This is a genomic window from Ralstonia sp. ASV6 (assembly GCF_016429285.1).
GTDB classification, from domain to species: Bacteria; Pseudomonadota; Gammaproteobacteria; order Burkholderiales; family Burkholderiaceae; genus Ralstonia; species Ralstonia flaminis.
In genome coordinates this window covers 1-20,590 of the sequence record NZ_JAELUI010000012.1, presented here as the reverse complement: position 1 = coordinate 20,590, position 20,590 = coordinate 1, and the positions used below count along the sequence as shown (strand labels likewise).

Sequence of the window (20,590 nt, the reverse complement as noted above, 5' to 3'; positions counted from 1 at the left end):
CGGGCAATACGGCGTCGAATCGTGTGTGGAGATCAGGCGCCCAGGCGGCGCATTTCGGCCAGGAACGCGTCTTCCGTCCAGACTTCGCCACCGGCAGCGTTGCGTGGGCCGCGCTCGTTCAGCACGGCGACGATGTCGGCCGGCGTTTGCGCACCACCCAGGAACGCCGCCTCCAGCGAATCGGCCAGCTGGTTTTCATAGGCGGTCGGCGCAGCAGCACGCGTCTGCCACACCAGATTGGCGACGTGGCCCGGGCGCTCGACACGGCCCTTGCCTGCGACGTTGTTCGGAGAAATCGGCTCCCACGGAGCGAGGTCTGGGTTGAATTGCGGCTGCATTTTTGTCGACTCCATCACGTTTCGGTTGTTTTACCTATGAAACGTCTGTTAATATCTGGAACACAGGTGCAACTATAGACCGCGTCTTCAAAATCGAAGATGCGGGATTACCCTATGCTTTTGTGAAAAAGTTGTGCGCCTGAAGCCGGCTGATCAGCCGGATGGCGCGCTCGGCGCGGGTCTTAGCCGAGTCCGTCCTTAGCGGAGTCGGGCCAGCAACCGACGCCCGGCATCGACGACCGCACGGTCGCCGGTCATCTGATAGCGCACGATCATCCCCTCCACGCACAGCAACGCCTCTTCGGCGATCGCCTTCGGGCGTGGATAGTCCAGGCGGCGCGCCAGTTCAGTCAGATAAGCGCCAAGTTCTGCCTTGTGCGCCACGGCCTTCTCCACCAGTTGCGCATCGCCAGTCTCTGCACCAGATTCCGCCACCAGGTTGATGAAGGCGCAGCCGCGATAGGTGTCGGCTGAGAACCAGCTTGCCAGCACGTCGGCCAACACATCCAACTCGGGGCGCTTGACCAGGCGCGCCTCCGTTTCTTCTCTGAACCACGCCATCCAGCGTGCGTGCCGCGCATCCAGGAATGCGGCAATCAAGTCGTTCTTGGAGGGGAAATGCCGGTACAACGACATCTTGGCCACGCCAGACTCGGCAATGATCCGGTCAATACCAGTGGCACGAAAGCCCTCCTGCAGAAACAGGCGCTCGGCCGTTTCCATGACGCGCTCGCGAGCGGAGAGGGTTTCGGTAGCCTTGATCATCTCGGTGCCTTCAGGTGGGATGATCGCAGTATGGTGTTGACAGACAGACCTGTCTACCCAATCATGTAGACAGATCTGTCTCATGCCAACTTCGTGACCGCCACATCAACCGCCACGCTTGCCGATTGCTGCACCGCGCCGCCACTGCGTGTTCGGCCGGCGCCGTCGCCATTGCCGCTGTGGCGCTTGAGGCTGGCAACAACTTACATCGAAGCCAACCTGAGTGAGCCGATACGACTGGAAGATGTCGCGCGCGCCGCGGGCCTCACGCGCATGCACTTCGCCGCACAATTCAGAGCGGCAATGGGTGTGCGCCCCCACGACTACCTGCTCCAGCGGCGCATTGCGCGTGCCCAAGTCCTGCTCATGCGGGCCGAGACGGCCGTCGTGGAGATTGCGCTGTCTGTCGGCTTCCAGAGCCAGGCGCATTTCTCAACCGTATTCAAGCGGCTCGCTGGTGACAGCCCGTCGATCTGGCGGCGCCGCGCGCTCGACGGGATGCACGGCTAGTCGACCACGGAGTTACAACCCAAGGTCGGACAAGCCCGCGTGATCATCGGGCCGACGGCCCAGTGGCCAGAAGAACTTGCGGTCAGCCTCCCTGATCGGCGCATCGTTGATGCACGCGTAGCGGCGCTGCATCACGCCATGCGCATCAAACTCCCAATTCTCGTTGCCGTACGAGCGATACCAATTGCCGGAATCGTCGTGCCATTCGTAAGCAAAGCGGACACCGATGCGATTGCCGCCGAATGCCCAAAGCTCTTTGATCAGGCGGTAGTCGAGTTCCTTCTGCCACTTGCGCGTGAGGAAGGCGACGATCTGCTCGCGGCCGGTGACGAACTCGGCACGGTTGCGCCATTGGCTGTCCGGCGTATAGGCCAGTGCGACCTTCTCGGGGTTGCGGCTGTTCCAGCCGTCCTCGGCGAGGCGGACTTTTTGGGTAGCCGACTCCAGCGTGAACGGCGGAACGGGTGGGCGGACTTCGTTGGCAGACATTGGACACTCCTGTGCGATCGATTGCGCCGCTGGCATGGCACTGCCGCGGCGTGAACACAGTCTGCCGACCTGCTGTGCGTACCGATACCAAGATCGCACGGTGCTTTGCGGGAACGCACGATTGGCGTGCCCGCCTCTCACTCTGTTCGGGCTACAGGAATTTTCGATACACAACAAAGCCCGACTTTTCTGCCATCGTGTCGTACAGCCGCATGGCGGTCACATTGGTCTCATGGGTCTGCCAATAAACACGCGGCAAACCCGCCTCCGCTGCACGGCGGTAGACCGCCTCGATCAGCGCACGACCCACGCCCTGCCCGCGCGCTGCCTCCACCGTGAACAGATCCTGCAGATAGCACGTCATCTGCACCTGCGTCGTGCTGCGGTGGAAGAGGAAATGCACAATGCCCAGCAGCACGCCATCGCGCTCGGCAACCATGGCGTACACGGGTTCATGCTCGTCAAAGAAACGCTGCCACGTCGTCTGCGTAACGAACTCAGGCAAGGCGGTGTCGCCCGCGCGGCCGTAGAAGGCGTTGTAGCCATCCCAGAGCGGCTTCCACGCGGCAAAGTCTTCCTGGCGGATGGGGCGGATCAGCAGCTCGGCGGGTGCAGGCATGGTAGGCCGTCGGTGTGGTGAGACGGCCATTTTGCCAGCGGATCCTGAGGGTTCGCGCGTGCCCGGACACGCGGCAACAGCACCCATGCGGGTAAGTCCTAAGGGCCCTCGAAAGTTTCGCGAAAGCGCGCAGGCCCTACAGTCCGGCCACTGCTTGGCGATGCTTTCCGCTGCTGCATAAGGCGGAGTCGGTCGGGTGTCAGGTAGACGCGCCTGGCAGCAACGCGCGGCAAGGGTGGGCGCTTGGCGTGATTGGGGAATCCGCGCCGCTGGCCCAACCGAAGGTTGCCGTGTCTGCGCTGTCTTGCGTATAGGGTTGGCGGCATTACGATCGGGGCTTCGCGTGCCGCCAGCTTGGTATCACACCGATTTTGATCGGTCTTTCCTGCTGTCAACCTTCCGGCCCGCTGGCCCTCCTGGCGGGCCTTTTTCTTTTCAGGGCTGAACCGCTTCCGGCATCAGCAGACGTTGCGTCAGACGTTGCACTGTCGGCGCAGCGATCAGCACGATGGTGAACGCCGCCGGCCAAGCCAGCACGAAAGCATGCGCCCAGCGAGCGAGAAAGTCTGCGCTGAAGCCGGCGTTGATCCAACCAATCCAGCCCGTCATCAAGAGCGACATGAGGCCGGACATCAGCCAGGCAAACGTGACACGAAGGCGAGTAGGCATCGACATGGCGGTTCTCCTTTGCAAAGCCATCAAATGTGATTGACGGTATGCTAGACAACAGCATTTCAAGAAACCATAGACGTTTATTAAAACTTAAATTCCGGAAATGGAATCATGTTTGACGATCTGGCCCTCTTCGTTTCCATCGTGGACCACGGCAGCCTGCAAGCCGCGGCGCGCCACGCCAACCTGCCTGCGGCCACCCTCACGCGGCGCCTTCAGAAGCTGGAGGCCACCCTCGGCTGCCAGCTCCTGCTGCGCAGCGCCCGCAGCCTGAAGCCCACACCGGAGGGCCTGCTCTACTACGAGCAGTGCCGCCCATTGCTGACCGCACTCACACAAGCCACGGCAACGCTCGACGACGACCTCAACCAGGTCAAAGGCACCCTGCGCGTACTGGCGCCGCTGAATCTGTCACGCGGGCTGCTGGGGCCGGCTTATGCGAGCTTCATGGCGGCATGGCCGGAGATCCGCCTGGAGCTGTCGCTGAGCAACCGCAATGAAGATGTCTGGCGGCATGGCGCGGACCTTGCCATCCGCGTGGGCCAACAGGACGACCCCAAGCTGCGGCAACGCCGGCTGGGGGTGATCGGCATTGTGCTGGTGGCCTCGCCCACGTATCTGGCCGAGCACGGTGCGCCAGCGCATCCGCACCAACTGGAGGCGCATCGGCTGCTGGTGGCGTCCCCCATTTCCACTTGGCGCTTCACCTCGCCCGATGGCAAGGAGACCATCGAGATGCAGCCGCAAGGGCAATGCGATGTGAACGATATCGAGTTGGCGGCGTCGCTGGCAGAGGCAGGACAGGGTCTGCTGTATTGCCCGCGCACGCTGTGCCATGCTGCGTTGGAAGCAGGCCGGCTGGTACGCGTGCTGCCTGAATGGCGCACGCCACAGCGCACCATCTATGCGGTGTGGCCACAGCAACAATTGCCGCGCAAGGTGCGCGCACTGCTGGAGCATCTGGCTGAATTCGCAGCGGCCAACCCGCTGTTGCAAGACGGGCCGGGGTTGCCCGCCTGACCCTCACATCTGGAAGGTCGCCAACGCACGGCGCTTGCGCCGCCCGATCACGATGTGTACCCACAAGGCGATGCACACCACCACGCCGGCCACCCAGTGCAGGATCTCTGCACTCTGGCGCGGCAGTTCGCCGTTGACGTAGTACAGCGCATAGCCCGTCACCACCAGCACGGCAGTGAGCGCTCCAAACACCGCGCCCGCCGCGCGATTGCGCCGTCGCACCCATGCATTGCGGATATGCGGCCCCCACAGCATGCCGAGCAGATACAACCCCGCCATGGCGGCTGCGCCGTGCAGCTTCATGCTCCACGCCAACGCCAGCATGCCGCCCTCGCTGCCGTCATCCCAAAAATGCAGCGCCAGCCAGACCAGCCCTGTCACCAGCAGCACGGCAAACACGCCATACACCATCCAGCGCCGACGGCGGCTGAGGCGGAAGGCGCTTTCGCGCAGATGATGAGAAAAACGGGGAGAAGCGGACATGACGGACTGGGCAACCGGGTAATCCGGCGAGCTAAATGGGCGAGTATAGGGCCACCGTTGCGCTGTACCGATCCAGCAGTGGCTGCGCAGCATCACCCATGGCAAGCACGATCTTGGTCAGCGCATCGGCCAGCATGCAGGTCGGCGCCTGCACGGTCGCTCCGGCAAGCGCAGGCAGATGGGCGCGATGGGCATCGTGAATGCGTGACACGCTGCCTGCATGCGCACCCAAACCACCCGCAGTGGAACTGGCGAGCGCCGCGTTATCGAGTGTCACCATCATGGCAACATGCGCCGCGTTGCGTGGGTCACGCACCTGTACCACCATCGGCCGCACACCATCGTGGCGCAAGTCACCACCGGCATTGACGACAGCGCGTTCGATCTCATGCGCCTGCATCACTTCGATGGCGCGATCCACGGCATAGCCCTTGGCGATGCCGCCCAGGTCCATCGATGCCTTCGTCTGCTTGAACAGCACGTCGCCGTCGACCGCGATAGGAAAGCGCATGTCGGCCAACTGTTCAGGTGTGCCGACACGGCAGTCGAAGGCGTGCGCGGACGCGTCATACAGCGTGGCGGCAAGGCGCAGTACAGCAAGGGTTCGATGATCGACCAGCAGCCGTGCACCGGGCACGCCACGGTTGATCACCTGCAACTCGCTGTGTGGCGCGTGAAAGCTCAACAACGCATGCACGGCGGCAATCTCATCGAATGCCGCCGCCACGGCTGCCTGCGCGCCTGGTCCTTCAGCCTGCACATCCACCAACGTGCCAAGCAATGGCCGTGCGCGCCGGCAGACAACCGCCGCCATGGCGTGCGTCAGCCCTTGACCAGCGCCAGCTGCGCCATCACCGCAATGCGGCGGATGCCGTCGGTCAGGTGCGTGCACGACAGCGTCGCCCCGCTGATGTTGTTGATGTCATCCCCAACGCGCAGCGCCGACTTGGCCGACTTGCCCAGGAACTGTGCGCGCCACGGCTTGTTACGGACTTCGTAGCCATGGCTTTCGCGGTACGAGAGAATCTCGACGCCGGTGATCTCGCCCGCCGCATTCAAACCCACGGCGTAGTTGATCAGCTCGAACTTGCCGATGACCGCATCGGTCACGACATAGCCGATCGCCTTATCACCTTGCCTGGCTTGCCACACACGCCAGACACCGGGCTTGGCCGGGCCGCCGGCGCGATCGGCCAACTGTTTAAGTTGGTCGGCAGACAGCGCAAGCACCACCGGCTCAAAGCTGGTGGCATCGGGAAAGATCGATTTCTGGGCCTCGGCCGCGGTCATGTAGTCCGCGGCAAAGGCGTTCGTGACGACCACGCCCGGCGCGCCGATGGCGGCGGCACACACGAGAACGATGGGCACTGGCTGATAACGCATGGCTTGCGCCTCCTTCGGTTCTGCAGATGTTCAGATCTATCGACGCTTAGAACGACACGCCCAGGCCCAGATCCACGCGCGAGAAATCGCGGTTCTTGGCAAAGCGCTGGTAGTCGATCTTGAACACCACGTTCGGGTTCAGGTAGAAGTTCGCGCCCACGGTGTAGACCGTGTCGGATAGCGACGGCCAGCCAGAAGGCATCGTGAAGCCCGGCACCAGGCCTTCGTACTTCTCCGCCATGTTGTAACGCTCGTAGCGGACGAACGGCGCAAAGCGGTAGTCGCCCTTCTGCCACACGTTGTAGGCCGCCTGTGCATACCAGCCGTAGAACGCCGCCGGCATCGGGTTGGCTGCGCCCGGGTTCAACTGGTTGGCGGCAGCCGTGTTGCTGAACGTACCACGAGCATACAGAGCAGACAGATCCCACTTGCCCGGCGTCCAACGGGCATGTGCTTCATACAGCGTGGCGCGTTGCTCAGGCAGCGCGGCTTCGAGGCTCGAACGGCTGCTCTTGCCGGTGAAGACCGAGCCGCCCAGCGTCACGCCCGGAATACCGCTGTAGTTGAGCGCCACGTACTGCGACAGGTTCTTCGCGTTGGCCAGCCCCAGCTCCTGGTGCGATTGCTGCATCGGGGCGATGGCGTTGTTCTGCATCTGCAGCGCAGAGGTGAACAGCGGGTTCTCCGGGTTGAAGTTCCACTTGGCCAGATCCAGACCCGTGGTCAGGCCCACGTTCCAGTTCAGGCCGAAGTCGGTATCGCCATACAACGCCAGACCGCCTTCACGCCAGGTGCTCGGGATGATCAGCGTTTCCACAAAATTGCGGTTCACGCCGTAGAAGTTGGTCGGCTCGTGATTGCGGTTGATGAAGCCCGCCGGGATCAGGAACAGACCGGCGTTCAGGCCAATCTTGTCGGTCAGCTTGTGGTCGATATAGAACTGTTCGACTTCGAACTCGCCTACGTCCGACGACGATGTGACGCCATGTTCAACCTCGAACTCGGAGTTGAAGCGCGTCTTGTCGTTGAACTTGTAGCCGATGCCAAACACTGCACGGGCCAAGTCCATCGTGGTGTCTTGGGAGCGGCGGGTCGGACGGTTGTAGTAGACCTCGCCGTAGCCCCACAGCGTGAGGTTGTCCAGCGGTGACGGCTTGGTCGAAGCCAGCTGCGCCGTCTGCACGGTCTGCTGCACGTCTTGCAGGGCAGCCGTTTGCTGCGCCTGGGCCTTGGCCTGCGTTTGCTGCTGCGTGGCCAGCGTCGTGTTCTGCGCTTTCACTTCCTTCAGCTCGGCCTTGAGCGCTTCAATTTGCGCGGCCATCGCATCGAGTTTCTGTTCGAGTTGCGCCGTGGTGGCGGCATTGGCTGCGCCAGCCCCCATCAGCGCAATGGCGGCGGCGGCCGACAACGCGGTTCGTTTCATGCTGTGACGCTCCCTGGTCTTTGAATCGATTTATTTGTGGATTGCCGTCTTGACCAGCGTGGCTCCGCTGGCAGAAACGGTCTGGATACGGGCCGCGCCCACGCTTGCCGCGGTAGAGCCGCATTGTGCCGGCACGTTGTAGGCAGATGGGTTGGCCGGATCAAACCCATCCGTGAGCGTGCACAGGAAATGCACGAGATCGCTCATCTCCTGGTTCGTCATCGACGGCGCCACAGTCGGGTTGTATGGCACTTCCGCCACGTTCACGTTGGCATCGAAGGCGACCGGCAGATCGTTGTAGGGCACGTCGGGCGTGCCGTCAGCCTTGACGTACCAGCGGCCGGGATCGGTATCGCGCGTGACATACCAGGCGACCACCTGGTCCAGCGTCTGGAACACGCCGTTGTGGAAGTACGGCCCGGTCAGCGCGATGTTGCGCAGCGTGGGTACCTTGAACTTGCCGCAGGTCGAGCCACCCACGCGGAAGTCCGTGCGCAGTGGGCCACAGATGCCGAGGTCGTAGTAGCTGTAGTTCGGGTCACCCAGCGCTGCGCCGTTCTTTGGCACGTAAGGCAGCGTGGTGCCTTCCAGGTTGGCGGCAATGCTCCAGTTGCGCGGGATGCCGACGTTGTCGTAAGTGAAGTCAGTGAACAGCGCGGGCGTCGTCCCCGTTCTCGACGAGATGTGGCACGCGTTGCAGTTGCCCTTGGTCGGGTTGTTGAACAGCAGCAGGCCGCGCGTCTCGGCATCCGTCAGGGTGGCCTTGCCAGCGAGGTACGCGTCGTACTTGCTATCAAACGTATGGAAGCTCGGGTCTTCCGATTGATACGCCGCAAGCGCCCGGCCGACGCTCTGCATGGCCGTTGCGGTGTCCTGGATGCCAGCCTTGGTGAAGACCGCGGTCAACTGGTCGATGTACGGGCGCGTCAGCAGGATTTTGACCACGTCGTCATTCGACGCGTTGGCCATCTCGAACTCGTTGGTGAACGGCTGCTGCGCCTGGTCCGCCAATGACGGCGAACGGCCATCGCGGAAAAAGCCGCCGGACGCCTTACCGGACGCATCAATCTTGAAGTTGGGCGTGTACGACGCGTAGTTCAGCGACGGCGCATTGCGCAGGCCCGGCAGATCATGGTTCGGGCCGCCAAACGAAACAGCCAGGTTGTTCGGGTCAGTAAACCCGCGAGCCGGATCGTGGCACGACGCGCACGACTGCTTGCCAGAGGCAGAGAGCGCCTGATCAAAAAAGATCTGCTTGCCTACCTGCGCCATCGGCGACAGGCCATTGGCTGCCGGTGTGCCGGTTGAGGTGCTGCTCCCGCCATCTCCACCGCCGCAGGCCGTCACCAATGCAGCGCAGGTTGCCATCCACATTGCACGCCACGAGACGCACGCCAACAGACGGGCGCGCGCGCCGTCTCCTCCATGTTCTTTTTTTTCTTGCATTTCCCTGATCTCGGCGGCTTGTCGGCTCACGCAGGCCGCTCAATTAATGGTAATAGGAACAATTCGCGTTCGCATTCTATGGGACTTTTTCGTGGAAATCTATGGCGTTTGTGGCGGTGCGCACACGCAACGTCAGTGAAGTTGCGCATTGTCAAACCGCGATATGGGCCCCACCATGCCATTGATCAATGTCACCCTTTGATCGACATGGAGACCCGCCGATGCCCACGCCAGCCGCCCCCTCGCGCTCAGATGCGCATCCGGATTCGCCCCAGACACGTGGTCTTCCTCCATCCATTCGGCGGTCGTCCCACGTCGTGCACTCAGGCGACGTGCGCTTGCATGCACGCCTGACGCAGCCTCGGGATGACGCCGCGCGGCAGCGCCCCGCCATCGTTCTCGTGCATGGGTATCCGGACGACAGCTCCGTCTGGGATGGCGTGCGCGATGCACTGGCGCGCCATAGTCGCGTCATCACCTTCGATGTGCGCGGCGCTGGCTTATCCGATGCGCCGGCCGACACCACCGGCTACCGCATCCCGCAGTTCGTCGATGACCTCGCAGCCGTCGCCAATGCGCTGCTGCCCGGCGAGCGCTTCCACCTGGTCGGGCATGACTGGGGCTCCATCCACAGCTGGGAATCGGTGACGACCGACCGCCTGCGCGGGCGCATCGCGTCATACACGTCGATCTCAGGACCGTGCCTGGACCACGTCGGCCACTGGATGCGGGCTCAGCTCGACACCGGCACCTGGGCGGCAAAGCGCGCGGTGTGGAAGCAGCGGGTGCAGTCGTGGTACGTGGGGGTTTTCCACCTGCCGCTGGTGCCGGAATGGTCGTGGCGACTGTGGATGGCGCGCGCGTGGCCGTGGTGGCTGCGCAAGACGGAAGGCATACGCGGTGCGGAGCAACGGCCATCGCTGGTGCGCGATGCGTGCAATGGTGTTCGGATGTACCGCGCCAATTTTCGCGAGCGACTGGCTCGCCCGCAGGCACGTGCGCCGCATGCCCCCGTGCAGTTGATCGTGCCGACGCGGGATCGCTACGTGAGCCCCGCCGTCACGCGCGCCGTGGAGGCCTGGGTATCACACTACTGGCGGCACGAGATCGACGCCGGCCACTGGCTGCCGCTACGCCGGCCCGACTGGGTGGCGGACTGCGTTCGTCGTTTTGCCGACTTCGCGGAATCGGGCAACGAAACCACCGCACTGCAGCGCGCACGCGTGGCCGGCACGTTGGTGCCGGCCTGATCCTGCAAACGCGTTACTTGCCGCCCTCATCCAGCCAGCGCTGGTGATATTCCTCCAGCAAGCGCTGCAACGTAGCACCGATGCGGATGTAGTCAGGCTCGTTCAAGTTGGCCAGCGACACGCGCACCGACGGGTTGAGTGCACCAAATCCATTGCCGGGCAGCAGCACCACGCCGCTCTCCTTGGCCAGGCGGAACAGCACATCCGCCGGTTTGGTCTTGGTCTTGAACCATTGCACGAACGCCTCGCCGTAGGTCTTTCGGCCCACCACTTCGGCATCCAGGATGTTGTAGTACGCGACGTCATTCTCGTCTGCATCGCACTCGATGCCGATGGCCTGGTACAGGGCAGCCTTGCGCCCGCGCACGAGGCGCTTGACCGCGGCCTTGTAAGCATCCGGCTGATCCATGAGTGCATACAGCGAGAACAGTGCCATCTGCACCTGTTGCGGCGTCGACAGGCCTGCCGTGTGGTTCAACGCCACGGTACGGCTGTCCGCCACCAGGCGATCAATGAACTTGAGCTGATCGGGTTCGGTCGTGATGGACGCATAGCGCTGGTGCAGGATCTTGCGCTTGTCTTCAGGCAGCGCGGCCAGCTTGTCGTCCAGCACATTCTTCTCGTGCGTGGCGATGGTACCCAGCCGCCAGCCCGTGGCGCCGAAGTACTTGGAGTACGAATACACGAGGATCGTGTTGTACGGGGCCACCGCAAACAGCGACACAAAGTCGTCCGCAAACGTGCCGTACACGTCGTCGGTGAGGATGATGAGGTCGTTGCCGGCCTTGTGCCGCTCGTCCACGATGGCCTTGAGCTTCTTCAGGCCATCCTTGGAGATCTTGACTGACGGCGGGTTGCTCGGGTTGACGAGGAAGAACGCCTTCACGCTCGGATCACGCAGCTTGTCGAGTTCTTCGTCGGTGTATTGCCAGCCATTGAAGGGATCGGCATTGAGCTTGACCTCGACAAGCTGAAAGCTATTGAGCTCCGGAATCTCGATGTACGGCGTAAAGATCGGCATGCCCAGCGCAATCTTGTCGCCGGCATTGAGCAGGAAGTTTTCCTTGAGCGTACTGAAGAGGTAGGTCATCGCGGCCGTGCCGCCCTCCACCGCAAACAAATCAAACTGGCCGACGAACGGCGCACTGCCGATCATTTCCTGCTTCAGGTACCGCGCGGCAATCTGCTCACTGACCTTCAGCATGCGATCGGGCACCGGATAGTTGCAGCCGAGAATGCCGTTTACCATCTCCGCCAGAAAATCCTCGGCGGAAAGGCCAAGCTGATCGCGTACGTACGACACCGCGTGATGCAGAAACTTCACGCCGGGCACCTCTGCGTTGCGGCGTGCAAAGCTTTCAAAGCGGGCCTCAAAACCTTGCTTGGTCGGGATTCCACCAATCTTCTCGGCCAGGTACGAGAACGAGCGCTCGGACTCCTCCAGCGCGAACAGGCCAAGCTGGAAGAACCCATGGCGCGGCTCCAATGCCAGAAAATTCGGATTGCCGCGCCCGGCATTGAGCATGATGCGTTGCGAATCGCTCTGCGCGAGCTGGATCAGGACGTCCTTCAGTTCAAACGGGCTCAGTTGCCCAAGGGCTTCCAGCTCCTTGGATTTTTGCGTCGGATTGGTAGTCATCGCAGGTTCCAGTGGATGCGGCGTTGGCGAAGCGGCAGCCCGCCACGCATGGGCAGGCCGATGAGAGACGAGAGGCTCAGGCAAAGGCGATCACAAGCGGACCAAGCAAGGTCAGCAGCACGTTCGCCAGTGCGTAGGTAATGGCAAAGGGAATGGTCGGCACGCTGCTCTCGGCCTTCTCAAGCACGCCACCAAAGGCGGGGTTGGCCGAACGCGCGCCCGACAGTGCCCCCGCCAGCACGGCAACGTTGTCGTAACGGAGCACATAACGGCCAAACAGGTAGGTCAGGATCAACGGCACCATCGTGACGATCACGCCGGCAATGAAGATCGACACGCCGCTCTTCTGCAGCGTCGCCCACGCCTGCGCGCCGGAGCCCAGGCCCACGCACGCCACAAAGGCGGCCAAGCCCATGTCCTTGAGGATTTGCGATGCCGCATTCGGCAACTGGCCGAAGGTCGGGTGCTTGCCGCGCAGCCAGCCAAACACCAGCCCCGAGAGCAGCGCCCCGCCGCCGCTGCCCAGCGTGAGCGGAATACCGCCTACCTTCGCCACCAGCGTACCGATCAGCAAGCCGACCAGCACGCCCAGACCGAGATAAACGAAGTCCGTCTTGTCGCCGGGCGGCACGGGATAGCCGACTTCGGCAGACGCGCGCTTGATGTCGGACGGCGCCCCGTGCAGCGTGACGACATCACCGTGCAGCATGATGGTGCCGTCCAGCAGCGGTACAGCCTTGCCCATGCGCGTGATGCGCGCGATGTACACGCCGTGCTTCATGTCACGGGTGGCCTGTGCCTTCAACTCGCCCAGCGTCTTGTGGCTCGCACCCTTGCGCGTGAACACGACGTCGCGCACCTGCAGCGGCTGGTCCATGTCGGAAGACATGGCGGACTCGTCGCCCAGCAGCGTCCAGGCCCTGGCGGCGGCTTCGCGACGGCCGATCAGCAAGACGCGATCAGCGTGTTGCAGCTTCAACTTCGGCTCGATGGCGATTTCCTCGCCGTCGCGCAAGATGCGCTCGATGGTGATGCCGTCGTCCAGCGTGGTTTCGACTTCCGCCACAGTCTTGCCCGCGCCCGTGGTCACGTCGTACACGCGCCCGACCAGCGCCGGCAACGAGGCCACCTCGCCCTGCTCCAGCGGGCGCTTGCCGCCGGCCATTTCAAGCTCGGCTTTCTTGGCATCGTCGCGCAGCTCACGCCCCATCAGGCGCGGCAGAATGTTCACGCACATGATGATGGCGCCCAGGCTGCCGAACACGTATGTCACCGCATAGCCAATGGCCACGTTCGACTGCAGGTGTGCCACCTCATCGGCCGGCAAGCCCATGCGTGACAGGGCATCGCCCGCCGTGCCGATGACGGCCGACTGAGTCATGCCGCCCGCCGCAATGCCTGCAGTCAGCCCCTTGTCGAAGCCGAACAACTTGCCGCAGACAAGTATGGTGACCAGGCCGCTCACCGCAAGAAACACCGCCATGGCGATCTCGCGCAGCGTGCTGCGATTGAGGGAGCTAAAGAACTGCGGCCCGCTTTCGTAGCCGACCGCGTAAATGAAGAGCGCGAACATGATGCTCTTCACGCCAGAATCGATCGTCACGCCAAACTGGCTGATCAGCACCGCGGCAAGCAGCGATCCGCCCACGCCGCCGATCTGAAACTTGCCGAAATTGATCTTGCCGACCGCGTAGCCAACGGCAAGCGACAGAAAGAGCGCCGTCTCCGGCACGCTTTTGAACACGGTGTGAATCCAATCCATTGGCAGCGACTCTCCGGAAGGTCTTACGGACTTGTCTGATTGACCAAACAAACAGACATCACATGGTGCGCCACACCGTGCGGCGCACAACACGCTCGTGGACCTTAGAAGCTACACATCGGTGATGTCAATTTCACAAAATTTAACTGCCACAGCACAGATTTCGTGTTTTGCATTAGAAGATTGCGCCCAACGCAAACGTTGACGTGCCTGCATCTCGCTGCAATCATCGTCCATCAATAACATCGCTGACGGCCCGCCACGACCTGGCGCCCGGACAGCCCGAGCCGCCGGCTTCGCGCAAACCGCGACGCCCGGTCATCGATACAAAAGACAGGGACAAGACGATGAAAAGCAAAGTGGTGGTCTACGGACCGCTCTACGGGAAGTGGTACGCGATTCTGGTCAACGACGGCGTGGCCGAAGAATCGAATCAGTTCGGATCGTACGAAGCCGCCATGGGCTTCGCCTCAAACCGATATCCGGAGCTTGAGCAGGAGCGACAGCCCTACGCGCGGGGCCGCGAGGAAGAAGTGCAGGTCTGAGGCAGCGCATCAACGCTGCCTGTGCGCTTTCGTATATCAGTGCGACTGCACTGAGCAGAAACGTCCCGCAATCCAGTCGAACACGCTGCCCTCGCGAAGCGAGCGGCTTTGCGCGTCTTCACCGTAGCGGATCTGGTACAGAGGGTTGCCACCGGCATTACGCGTGCGGTAGAGCGTCTGCGCAATCACCGTGTAGGTGCGCTGCGCGCAGTCGAGCACCACCTGCTTGACCGAAGAACGGATCGGCTGGCCGTCTGACGTCTTGATCGTGAAATCGGGTAGGACGTTGCGCAACAGCTTGAAATGGACGGTGGGCGTGCCGGCTTGCGCCTCGACCTGCGGCTTGACCGATTGCTTGTCGACGTATGACACCACGCCAGTGGCGCCTACGAAGCGGCGCCAGCGATCATCGTCGCTGGCGCGCTCGGGCGCTGCGGATGCGGCAGGGCTTGCGGACACGGCCGGCGCAGCCGCCGACGTGGAGTCAGTTTGAGCAAACACGGGCATTGCTGCCCACTGTGCAACAACCAATAGGGTTGCTGCAATGGCGCGTTGCGGGCGCCAGCCTCCTGTCTTCATGGGTGGTCTCGCCTTGCTGCAAAAACTGAGCGGGCGATTCTACCGCGTCGGCCCAACCGTTCTCGTCACATCTGGTCGACGGGTTCGGCTGCGTCAATACCGGCAAACCGCAGATACAGCGTGCGCAGCGCCTGCGTCAGCGGGCCCGGCTGGCCGTTACCGATCTTGACGCCATCAATGGAAGCCACCGGCATCACGAACGTCGATGCGCTGGTGTAGAACGCCTCGGCCGCCTGTTGGGCTTCCTGCACGGTGAAGGTGCGCTCCTCCAGCGTCAGGCCATGCTCACGCGCCAGCGCCATGATTGACACGCGGGTGATGCCCGGCAGAACGGCATTCGACAGCGGGCGCGTGATCAGGCGCTTGTCTGCGGTGATGATGAACGCCGTGGACGACGCGCCTTCGGTCACGCGGTCGCCATCGGTCATCCAGGCTTCGTGGGCGCCAGCGGCGGCGGCCATCTGCTTGGCCATCACCTGCGGCAGCAGGCCGACGCTCTTGATATCACAGCGCTTCCAGCGCAAGTCCGGCACCGTCACCACGGTCGCACCCTTGCGCGCGAGCGGGCTGTCGACAATGGTTTTGACTTGCGTAAAAGCCACGGCTGTCGGCGTGATCTTGGCGGGAATGCCAAAGTCGCGCTCGGCCACGCCGCGCGTAACCTGCATGTAGACGACACCCTCGTCCAGACCATTGCGTGCCACCAGCTCTTCGCACACGCGTGTCCATTCAGCCTCGGTGTATGGGTTCTCGATGTCGATCGCGGATAGCGAGCGCGTCAGGCGCGCGAGGTGCGCATCGCTGTCGACAAGCTTGCCGCGCGCGACGGCGGTCACTTCGTAAATGCCATCGGCAAAGGTGAAACCACGGTCCATGATGGAGACGGTAGCCTCGGCGGCGGGCACATATTGGCCGTTCAGGAAGACGATTCGGGACATGCTGGGAGGAAGAGATTCAAGGCGGGCGGGACTGCCCTGCCAAGGAATCTAAAGCATACGTGGGCCACACCGCGAATAACGTTTTGCGCCCGGGTTATGCGCAAACGGCATGAGGCGCCAGAAGCGTCCGGTAAACTTGCGGGTTTTCCGGATGCTTCCCGCCCCCTCGCCCGCCATGTCCGACCTCATCATCCGACCTGTAGCCGATACCGATCTGCCTGGCATTCTGGCCGTGCAGCGGGCGTGTTACGGGGATGGGTTCCTGGAGCCTGGCGATGCCCTCGCCAGCCGCTGGGCGCGCAGCCCGGCCATGTGCCTGGTCGCGCTGGATGGCGCAGCGGTGGTCGGCTACCTGCTCTCACATGCATGGCACGCATGGGCGCCGCCCAAACTGCACGTACCACTGCCGGCGGCAGATGCAGCGGACGTACTCTGGTTTGTGCATGACATGGCGATTGCACCGGCAGGCCGCGGCCAGTGCCTCGGCGAGCGACTGTACGCAACCGCGTGCACCAGCGCCCAGGCACAGGGCCTGCGCCAATCACGCCTGGTAGCAGTGCAAGGCGCCGATGCCTTCTGGCGCCGTCTCGGCTACCAATCCGCCGACATTGACAGCACACAGCTGGCGGCATTGCGCACCATCTACGGCGACGACGCCGAGTTGATGGAGCGCCCATTGTCCTGAGCGCCCGCCTCGTCACTCCGTTACAATTCGTAACGCTCGTATATCTTCTGTAAGACTGCTCGCGCTCGGTTCGAATACAGTGCGGCCGTCTTGAGGAATTCCCACATGCATAAGAACTTGGCGCTGTATGCGCTGGCCGCTATTGCGGCGCTGTCGTCCCAGGCCGTCCTGGCCCGAGTCAATGTCGATATCGGCATTGGCGTGCCGGGGCCGGTGTACGTCGCACCCGCGCCGGTCTATGCGCCTGCCCCCGTCTACGCACCGGTTCCGCCGCCCGCTTACTACGCACCACCTGTCTATGTGGCACCGCAGCCGGTGGTGGTTGCGCCGCCCGGCTACTACGAAGACCCGCGTGCCCGCGCATGGCAGGAACAGCAGTGGCGCGAGCAGCGCTGGCGTGAGCGCGAATGGCGCAAGCACCATCGCTATCACGACGACGATTGATTTCGCTCTCGGCGGCGATCAAGCCGCCTTCTTTGCCAGTCCCAGGTAGGTCTCGATCACGCGCGGGTTGACGGCCAGTTCCTGCGCTGGGCCTTCGAGCGTCATGCCCCCGGTTTCCAGCACATAGCCGTAGTCGGCCACCTGCAGGGCAGCGCGCGCGTTCTGTTCGATCAGCAGCGTCGCCACGCCGGTTTTGCGCAGGTCGCTGATGATGTGGAAGATCTCTTTCACGATGAGCGGCGCAAGGCCAAGGCTCGGCTCGTCCAGCATCAGCAACTGCGGCTTGGCCATCAGCGCACGCCCCACGGCCAGCATCTGGCGCTCGCCGCCGGAGAGCGTGCCAGCTTCCTGCACACGGCGCTCCTTCAGGCGCGGGAAGAGGTCGTAGACCACGTCCATCTGGTCGAGATAGTTACGTTCACCCGCGCGCTTGCGACGGTAGGCGCCGAGCACAAGGTTGTCTTCCACGCTCATGGTGGCAAACAGTTCGCGCTTTTCCGGCACGAGGCACATGCCGCGCGCCACGCGCTTCTCCACCGGTAGCCCGGTCAGGTTATGACCGAGATACGAAACCACGCCGTTGGCCGACCCCGTGGTCGGCAGCGCGCCCATGATGGCGCCCAGCATGGTCGATTTGCCCGCGCCGTTCGGGCCAATGACGGTGACGATCTGCCCCGCTTCCACCTTCAGGTTCGCGCCGTGCAGCGCTTCCACCTTGCCGTAGCGGACGTGCAGGTCCTTCACTTCGAGAATGATCGACATGCGCGTTCTCCTTATTCCACGCCGCCCAGATAGGCTTCAAGTACTGCCGGGTTTTGCTGCACTTCCTGCGGCAGCCCTTCGGCGATCTTGGTGCCGAACTCCATCACGACAAGCCGATCGGTCAGGTTCATGACAAAGTCCATGTCGTGCTCGACCAGCAGCACGCTCATGCCCTCCGCCTTCAACTTGGTGAGCAGTGCGGCCAGGGCCTGCTTCTCCTTGTAACGCAGGCCGGCTGCGGGTTCGTCAAGCAGCAGCAGTGCCGGGTCGCAGCACAGCGCGCGGGCGATCTCCAGAATCCGTTGCTGGCCAAGTGCCAGGCTGCCGGCTTCCTGATACATGCAATCAGCCAAGCCCACACGCTCCAGCTGGCGGCGCGCTTCGAACAGCAGCTTCTGCTCTTCAGCCTGGTTCATGCGCACCACGCTAGCAAGCACCCCACCCTGCGCCGCGAAATCACCACGCAGGTGGGCGCCGAGCGCCACGTTCTCGAGCACCGTCATGCCAGACAGCAGCTGCACATGCTGGAAGGTACGGCCGATGCCGCGCTTGACGATCTCGCGCGAGGGCTTGCCACTGATCTGTTCGCCTCGGTAAAGCACCTCGCCGCGCGTGACGGGCAGGACGCCGGTAACAAGGTTGAAGGTAGTCGACTTGCCGGCGCCGTTCGGGCCGATCAGGCCGATGATCTCGCCGGCCCTGACCTGGAAGCTGACATCGTTCACGGCAACGAGGCCACCGAACTCCTTGCGCGCGGCACGTACGTCGAGAATCAACTCACCCGCTTTCGGCTTCTCGCGCAGCGGCAGCTCCGGTGCCTCGTCCGGCGCGCGAGCTGTCGGCGCAGAGGGAAACAGTTTGCGGATGAACGGCCACACACCGTCACGCGCGTACTGCAGCAGCAACACCAGCAGCACGCCGAACACGATGATCTCGAAGTTGCCGTTGGAGCCCAGCAGACGCGGCAGAATGCTCTGCAGGCTGTCCTTGAGGATGGTCAGCAAACCCGCACCGAGCACCGCACCCCACACGTGGCCAACACCACCGACCACCGCCATGAACAGGTATTCGATGCCATAGTTCAGGCCAAACGGCGTCGGGTTCACCGCGCGCTGCAGGTGTGCATAAAGAAAGCCTGAGATGCACGCCAGCACTGCCGCAAACACGAAGATCACCACCTTCATCCACGCCGTGTTCACGCCCATCGCCTCGGCCATCGTGCCGCCCCCCTTGAGCGCGCGAATGGCACGGCCCGGGCGCGAGTTCAGCAGGTTCTGCACCGCCAGCACCGCCACCACCACGACCGCCCAGATCAGGTAGAACATCTCGCGCCCGGTCTGCAATGGCTTGCCAAGCAAGTTCAGCACGGGAATGCCGTTCAGCCCGTCGTACTTGCCCAGAAACTCCAGATTGCCGAACAGGAAAAACAACGACAACCCCCAGGCAATCGTCGCCAGCGGCAGGTAGTGACCCGACATGCGCATCGTGATGAGCCCGATCACATAGGCGCAAACCATCGTGATGACCAGCCCCGCGAGTAAGCCAAGCCACGGAGACAACCCGTACTGCGTCGTCAGATATGCCGTGCTGTACGCACCCAGGCCAACAAACGCTGCCTGCCCAAACGAGGTCAGCCCGCCGACCCCCGTGAGCAGCACAAGACCCAGCGCGACAAGGCTATAGAGCCCGATGTAATTCAACAGCGTGATCCAGAACTCGGGCGTGGGCACCACGGGGATCAGCGCCAACACAACCACAAACACGGCGGTCAGCACGCGGTTGCGCGAGAGCCAGCCGCGCTGGCCAGCCTGGTCGGAAGATTTGGTGAGCGTGGTCATCGGCTTATTCCTCTTCTTCGACGTGCTTGGTGGTGAGCGACCGCCACAGCAGCACGGGGATGATCAGCGTGAACACAATCACCTCCTTGAACGCCGATGCCCAGAACGATGAGTACGACTCCAGCAATCCCACCAGCAGCGCGCCCAGAGCAGCCACCGGATAGCTGACCAGCCCGCCCACGATGGCACCCACGAACCCCTTCAGGCCGATCAGGAAACCAGACTCGTAGTAGACCGTGGTGAGCGGCGCGATCAGAACGCCGCACAGCGCGCCCAGTGCCGCGGCCAGCGTAAAGGCCAAGCGGCCGGCTTGCGTGGTGCCGATGCCAACCAGCCGCGCCCCCAACCGGTTCACGGCCGTGGCACGCAACGCCTTGCCCGACACCGTACGTCCAAAGTAGAAGTACAGCCCCACAATCATCAGCAGCGACACCGCCACCACCCACAGGCTCTGGCCTGACACCGAGAGCGCGCCCAGATCGAAGCGCGCATCCGAGAAGGCATCGGTACGCGAGCCTTCCGCGCCGAACATCACGAGACCCAGCCCCACCATCGCAAAGTGCACCCCCACCGAGACGATCAGCAGCACCAGGGTGCTCGCTTCGGCCAACGGCTCGTAGGCTAGGCGGTAGATCATGGGCCCCATCGGAATGACGATGAGCAGCGCGAGCGCCACCTGCACGGCCATCGGCAACGTCATTGGCGCAAGCATGCTGGCTGCGGCGTACACCGCCAGCGGAAAGACCAAGTACTTGCCCGCGTAGATCGCACCCGTGCGCAACGCATGCAGGCGTAGTTCGGGTTGCAACAGCGTGCGGCCCATCTCGACGAGAAAGGTCAGCACACCGAGGACAACGAGCATCGACGCAGACAGCGGCGCCTTGTTTGCCTGAATGGCCGCCAGCGTGAGCGCGCCATAGGCGACGAACTCCCCCTGCGGGATGAAGATCACGCGCGTGACCGAAAACACCAGTACGAGCGCCAATGCCAGGAGCGCGTA

23 protein-coding genes are annotated in these 20,590 nt (G+C 63.0%); 6 read left to right on the top strand and 17 right to left on the bottom strand.

Going from position 1 to position 20,590, the window contains the following annotated elements; all coding sequences use genetic code 11:
- Positions 1-32: 32 nt before the first annotated feature.
- Both JHD73_RS03605 and JHD73_RS03600 read right to left on the bottom strand, forming a co-directional pair.
- Complete coding sequence (locus JHD73_RS03605; RefSeq protein WP_199027839.1) at positions 33-338, bottom strand: recombinase-like helix-turn-helix domain-containing protein; 306 nt, start codon at positions 336-338, stop codon at positions 33-35.
- Positions 339-536: 198 nt separating this feature from the next.
- The gene (locus tag JHD73_RS03600; protein ID WP_199027837.1) at positions 537-1,103 is read right to left on the bottom strand and encodes a TetR/AcrR family transcriptional regulator; all 567 of its coding nucleotides are present in this window, start codon (positions 1,101-1,103) and stop codon (positions 537-539) included.
- Between the two features lie 93 nt (positions 1,104-1,196).
- Between JHD73_RS03600 and JHD73_RS03595 the strand changes: the two genes are divergently transcribed.
- The gene (locus JHD73_RS03595; protein WP_316681986.1) at positions 1,197-1,613 is read left to right on the top strand and encodes an AraC family transcriptional regulator; all 417 of its coding nucleotides are present in this window, start codon (positions 1,197-1,199) and stop codon (positions 1,611-1,613) included.
- Positions 1,614-1,625: 12 nt separating this feature from the next.
- Here the strand turns inward: JHD73_RS03595 and JHD73_RS03590 are convergent, their stop codons facing one another.
- The 3 genes from JHD73_RS03590 to JHD73_RS03580 all read right to left on the bottom strand — a co-directional run bounded on the left by JHD73_RS03590 (position 1,626) and on the right by JHD73_RS03580 (position 3,396).
- Positions 1,626-2,102: a nuclear transport factor 2 family protein gene (locus JHD73_RS03590; protein WP_199027835.1), complete on the bottom strand. Its 477-nt coding sequence runs from the start codon at positions 2,100-2,102 to the stop codon at positions 1,626-1,628.
- A gap of 151 nt (positions 2,103-2,253) precedes the next feature.
- Complete coding sequence (locus JHD73_RS03585; RefSeq protein WP_199027833.1) at positions 2,254-2,721, bottom strand: GNAT family N-acetyltransferase; 468 nt, start codon at positions 2,719-2,721, stop codon at positions 2,254-2,256.
- Between the two features lie 435 nt (positions 2,722-3,156).
- Positions 3,157-3,396, bottom strand: coding sequence for a DUF2798 domain-containing protein (locus JHD73_RS03580; RefSeq protein ID WP_199027831.1), 240 nt, complete (start codon positions 3,394-3,396; stop codon positions 3,157-3,159).
- Between the two features lie 108 nt (positions 3,397-3,504).
- On the opposite strand from JHD73_RS03580, the gene JHD73_RS03575 reads away from it, so the two are divergent.
- Complete coding sequence (locus JHD73_RS03575; protein WP_199027829.1) at positions 3,505-4,413, top strand: LysR family transcriptional regulator; 909 nt, start codon at positions 3,505-3,507, stop codon at positions 4,411-4,413.
- A 3-nt stretch (positions 4,414-4,416) separates the two neighbouring features.
- Here the strand turns inward: JHD73_RS03575 and JHD73_RS03570 are convergent, their stop codons facing one another.
- From JHD73_RS03570 to JHD73_RS03550, 5 genes are read right to left on the bottom strand one after another with little or no spacing between them, the layout of a single operon-like run.
- Entirely contained in the window at positions 4,417-4,896 is a 480-nt protein-coding gene (locus JHD73_RS03570; RefSeq protein ID WP_199027827.1) for a hypothetical protein, read from the bottom strand.
- A gap of 31 nt (positions 4,897-4,927) precedes the next feature.
- On the bottom strand, positions 4,928-5,788 hold the full coding sequence (locus JHD73_RS03565; RefSeq protein ID WP_368735492.1) for an FAD:protein FMN transferase: 861 nt from the start codon (positions 5,786-5,788) through the stop codon (positions 4,928-4,930).
- Positions 5,719-6,279 carry an FMN-binding protein gene (locus tag JHD73_RS03560; protein WP_199027825.1) on the bottom strand — a complete coding sequence of 187 codons (561 nt, stop codon included), beginning with the start codon at positions 6,277-6,279 and terminating at the stop codon, positions 5,719-5,721. Before JHD73_RS03560 ends, JHD73_RS03565 begins: the two co-directional genes overlap by 70 nt.
- Positions 6,280-6,325: 46 nt before the next feature.
- Entirely contained in the window at positions 6,326-7,702 is a 1,377-nt protein-coding gene (locus JHD73_RS03555; RefSeq protein WP_199027823.1) for a porin, read from the bottom strand.
- A 30-nt stretch (positions 7,703-7,732) separates the two neighbouring features.
- Entirely contained in the window at positions 7,733-8,974 is a 1,242-nt protein-coding gene (locus JHD73_RS03550; RefSeq protein ID WP_199027900.1) for a cytochrome-c peroxidase, read from the bottom strand.
- A 506-nt stretch (positions 8,975-9,480) separates the two neighbouring features.
- On the opposite strand from JHD73_RS03550, the gene JHD73_RS03545 reads away from it, so the two are divergent.
- Entirely contained in the window at positions 9,481-10,398 is a 918-nt protein-coding gene (locus tag JHD73_RS03545) for an alpha/beta fold hydrolase (RefSeq protein ID WP_368735493.1), read from the top strand.
- Between the two features lie 13 nt (positions 10,399-10,411).
- Here the strand turns inward: JHD73_RS03545 and JHD73_RS03540 are convergent, their stop codons facing one another.
- Together JHD73_RS03540 and aspT are read right to left on the bottom strand one after the other, a co-directional pair.
- Positions 10,412-12,037, bottom strand: coding sequence for a bifunctional aspartate transaminase/aspartate 4-decarboxylase (locus tag JHD73_RS03540; RefSeq protein ID WP_199027819.1), 1,626 nt, complete (start codon positions 12,035-12,037; stop codon positions 10,412-10,414).
- A gap of 76 nt (positions 12,038-12,113) precedes the next feature.
- A complete protein-coding gene (gene aspT, locus JHD73_RS03535; protein ID WP_199027817.1) occupies positions 12,114-13,799 on the bottom strand; it encodes an aspartate-alanine antiporter in 1,686 nt (561 codons plus the stop codon).
- Positions 13,800-14,146: 347 nt separating this feature from the next.
- Between aspT and JHD73_RS03530 the strand changes: the two genes are divergently transcribed.
- Positions 14,147-14,344, top strand: a complete 198-nt coding sequence (locus JHD73_RS03530; protein WP_199027815.1) for a hypothetical protein — start codon at positions 14,147-14,149, stop codon at positions 14,342-14,344.
- Between the two features lie 36 nt (positions 14,345-14,380).
- Here JHD73_RS03530 and JHD73_RS03525 read toward each other — a convergent pair whose 3' ends face one another.
- A complete protein-coding gene (locus JHD73_RS03525) occupies positions 14,381-14,923 on the bottom strand; it encodes a surface-adhesin E family protein (protein ID WP_199027813.1) in 543 nt (180 codons plus the stop codon).
- A 65-nt stretch (positions 14,924-14,988) separates the two neighbouring features.
- Positions 14,989-15,861, bottom strand: a complete 873-nt coding sequence (locus JHD73_RS03520; RefSeq protein WP_199027811.1) for a D-amino-acid transaminase — start codon at positions 15,859-15,861, stop codon at positions 14,989-14,991.
- Positions 15,862-16,036: 175 nt separating this feature from the next.
- On the opposite strand from JHD73_RS03520, the gene JHD73_RS03515 reads away from it, so the two are divergent.
- Both JHD73_RS03515 and JHD73_RS03510 read left to right on the top strand, forming a co-directional pair.
- Entirely contained in the window at positions 16,037-16,546 is a 510-nt protein-coding gene (locus tag JHD73_RS03515) for a GNAT family N-acetyltransferase (RefSeq protein ID WP_199027809.1), read from the top strand.
- A gap of 105 nt (positions 16,547-16,651) precedes the next feature.
- Positions 16,652-16,990 (top strand): hypothetical protein, encoded by a 339-nt coding sequence (locus tag JHD73_RS03510; protein WP_199027807.1) that lies wholly within the window; start codon positions 16,652-16,654, stop codon positions 16,988-16,990.
- Positions 16,991-17,008: 18 nt separating this feature from the next.
- Here the strand turns inward: JHD73_RS03510 and JHD73_RS03505 are convergent, their stop codons facing one another.
- From JHD73_RS03505 to JHD73_RS03495, 3 genes are all read right to left on the bottom strand, one after another.
- The gene (locus tag JHD73_RS03505; RefSeq protein WP_199027805.1) at positions 17,009-17,752 is read right to left on the bottom strand and encodes an ABC transporter ATP-binding protein; all 744 of its coding nucleotides are present in this window, start codon (positions 17,750-17,752) and stop codon (positions 17,009-17,011) included.
- A gap of 11 nt (positions 17,753-17,763) precedes the next feature.
- Complete coding sequence (locus JHD73_RS03500) at positions 17,764-19,590, bottom strand: ATP-binding cassette domain-containing protein (protein ID WP_199027803.1); 1,827 nt, start codon at positions 19,588-19,590, stop codon at positions 17,764-17,766.
- Positions 19,591-19,594: 4 nt separating this feature from the next.
- Positions 19,595-20,590: branched-chain amino acid ABC transporter permease (locus JHD73_RS03495; RefSeq protein ID WP_199027801.1), on the bottom strand; the 996-nt coding region annotated here is incomplete at its 5' end.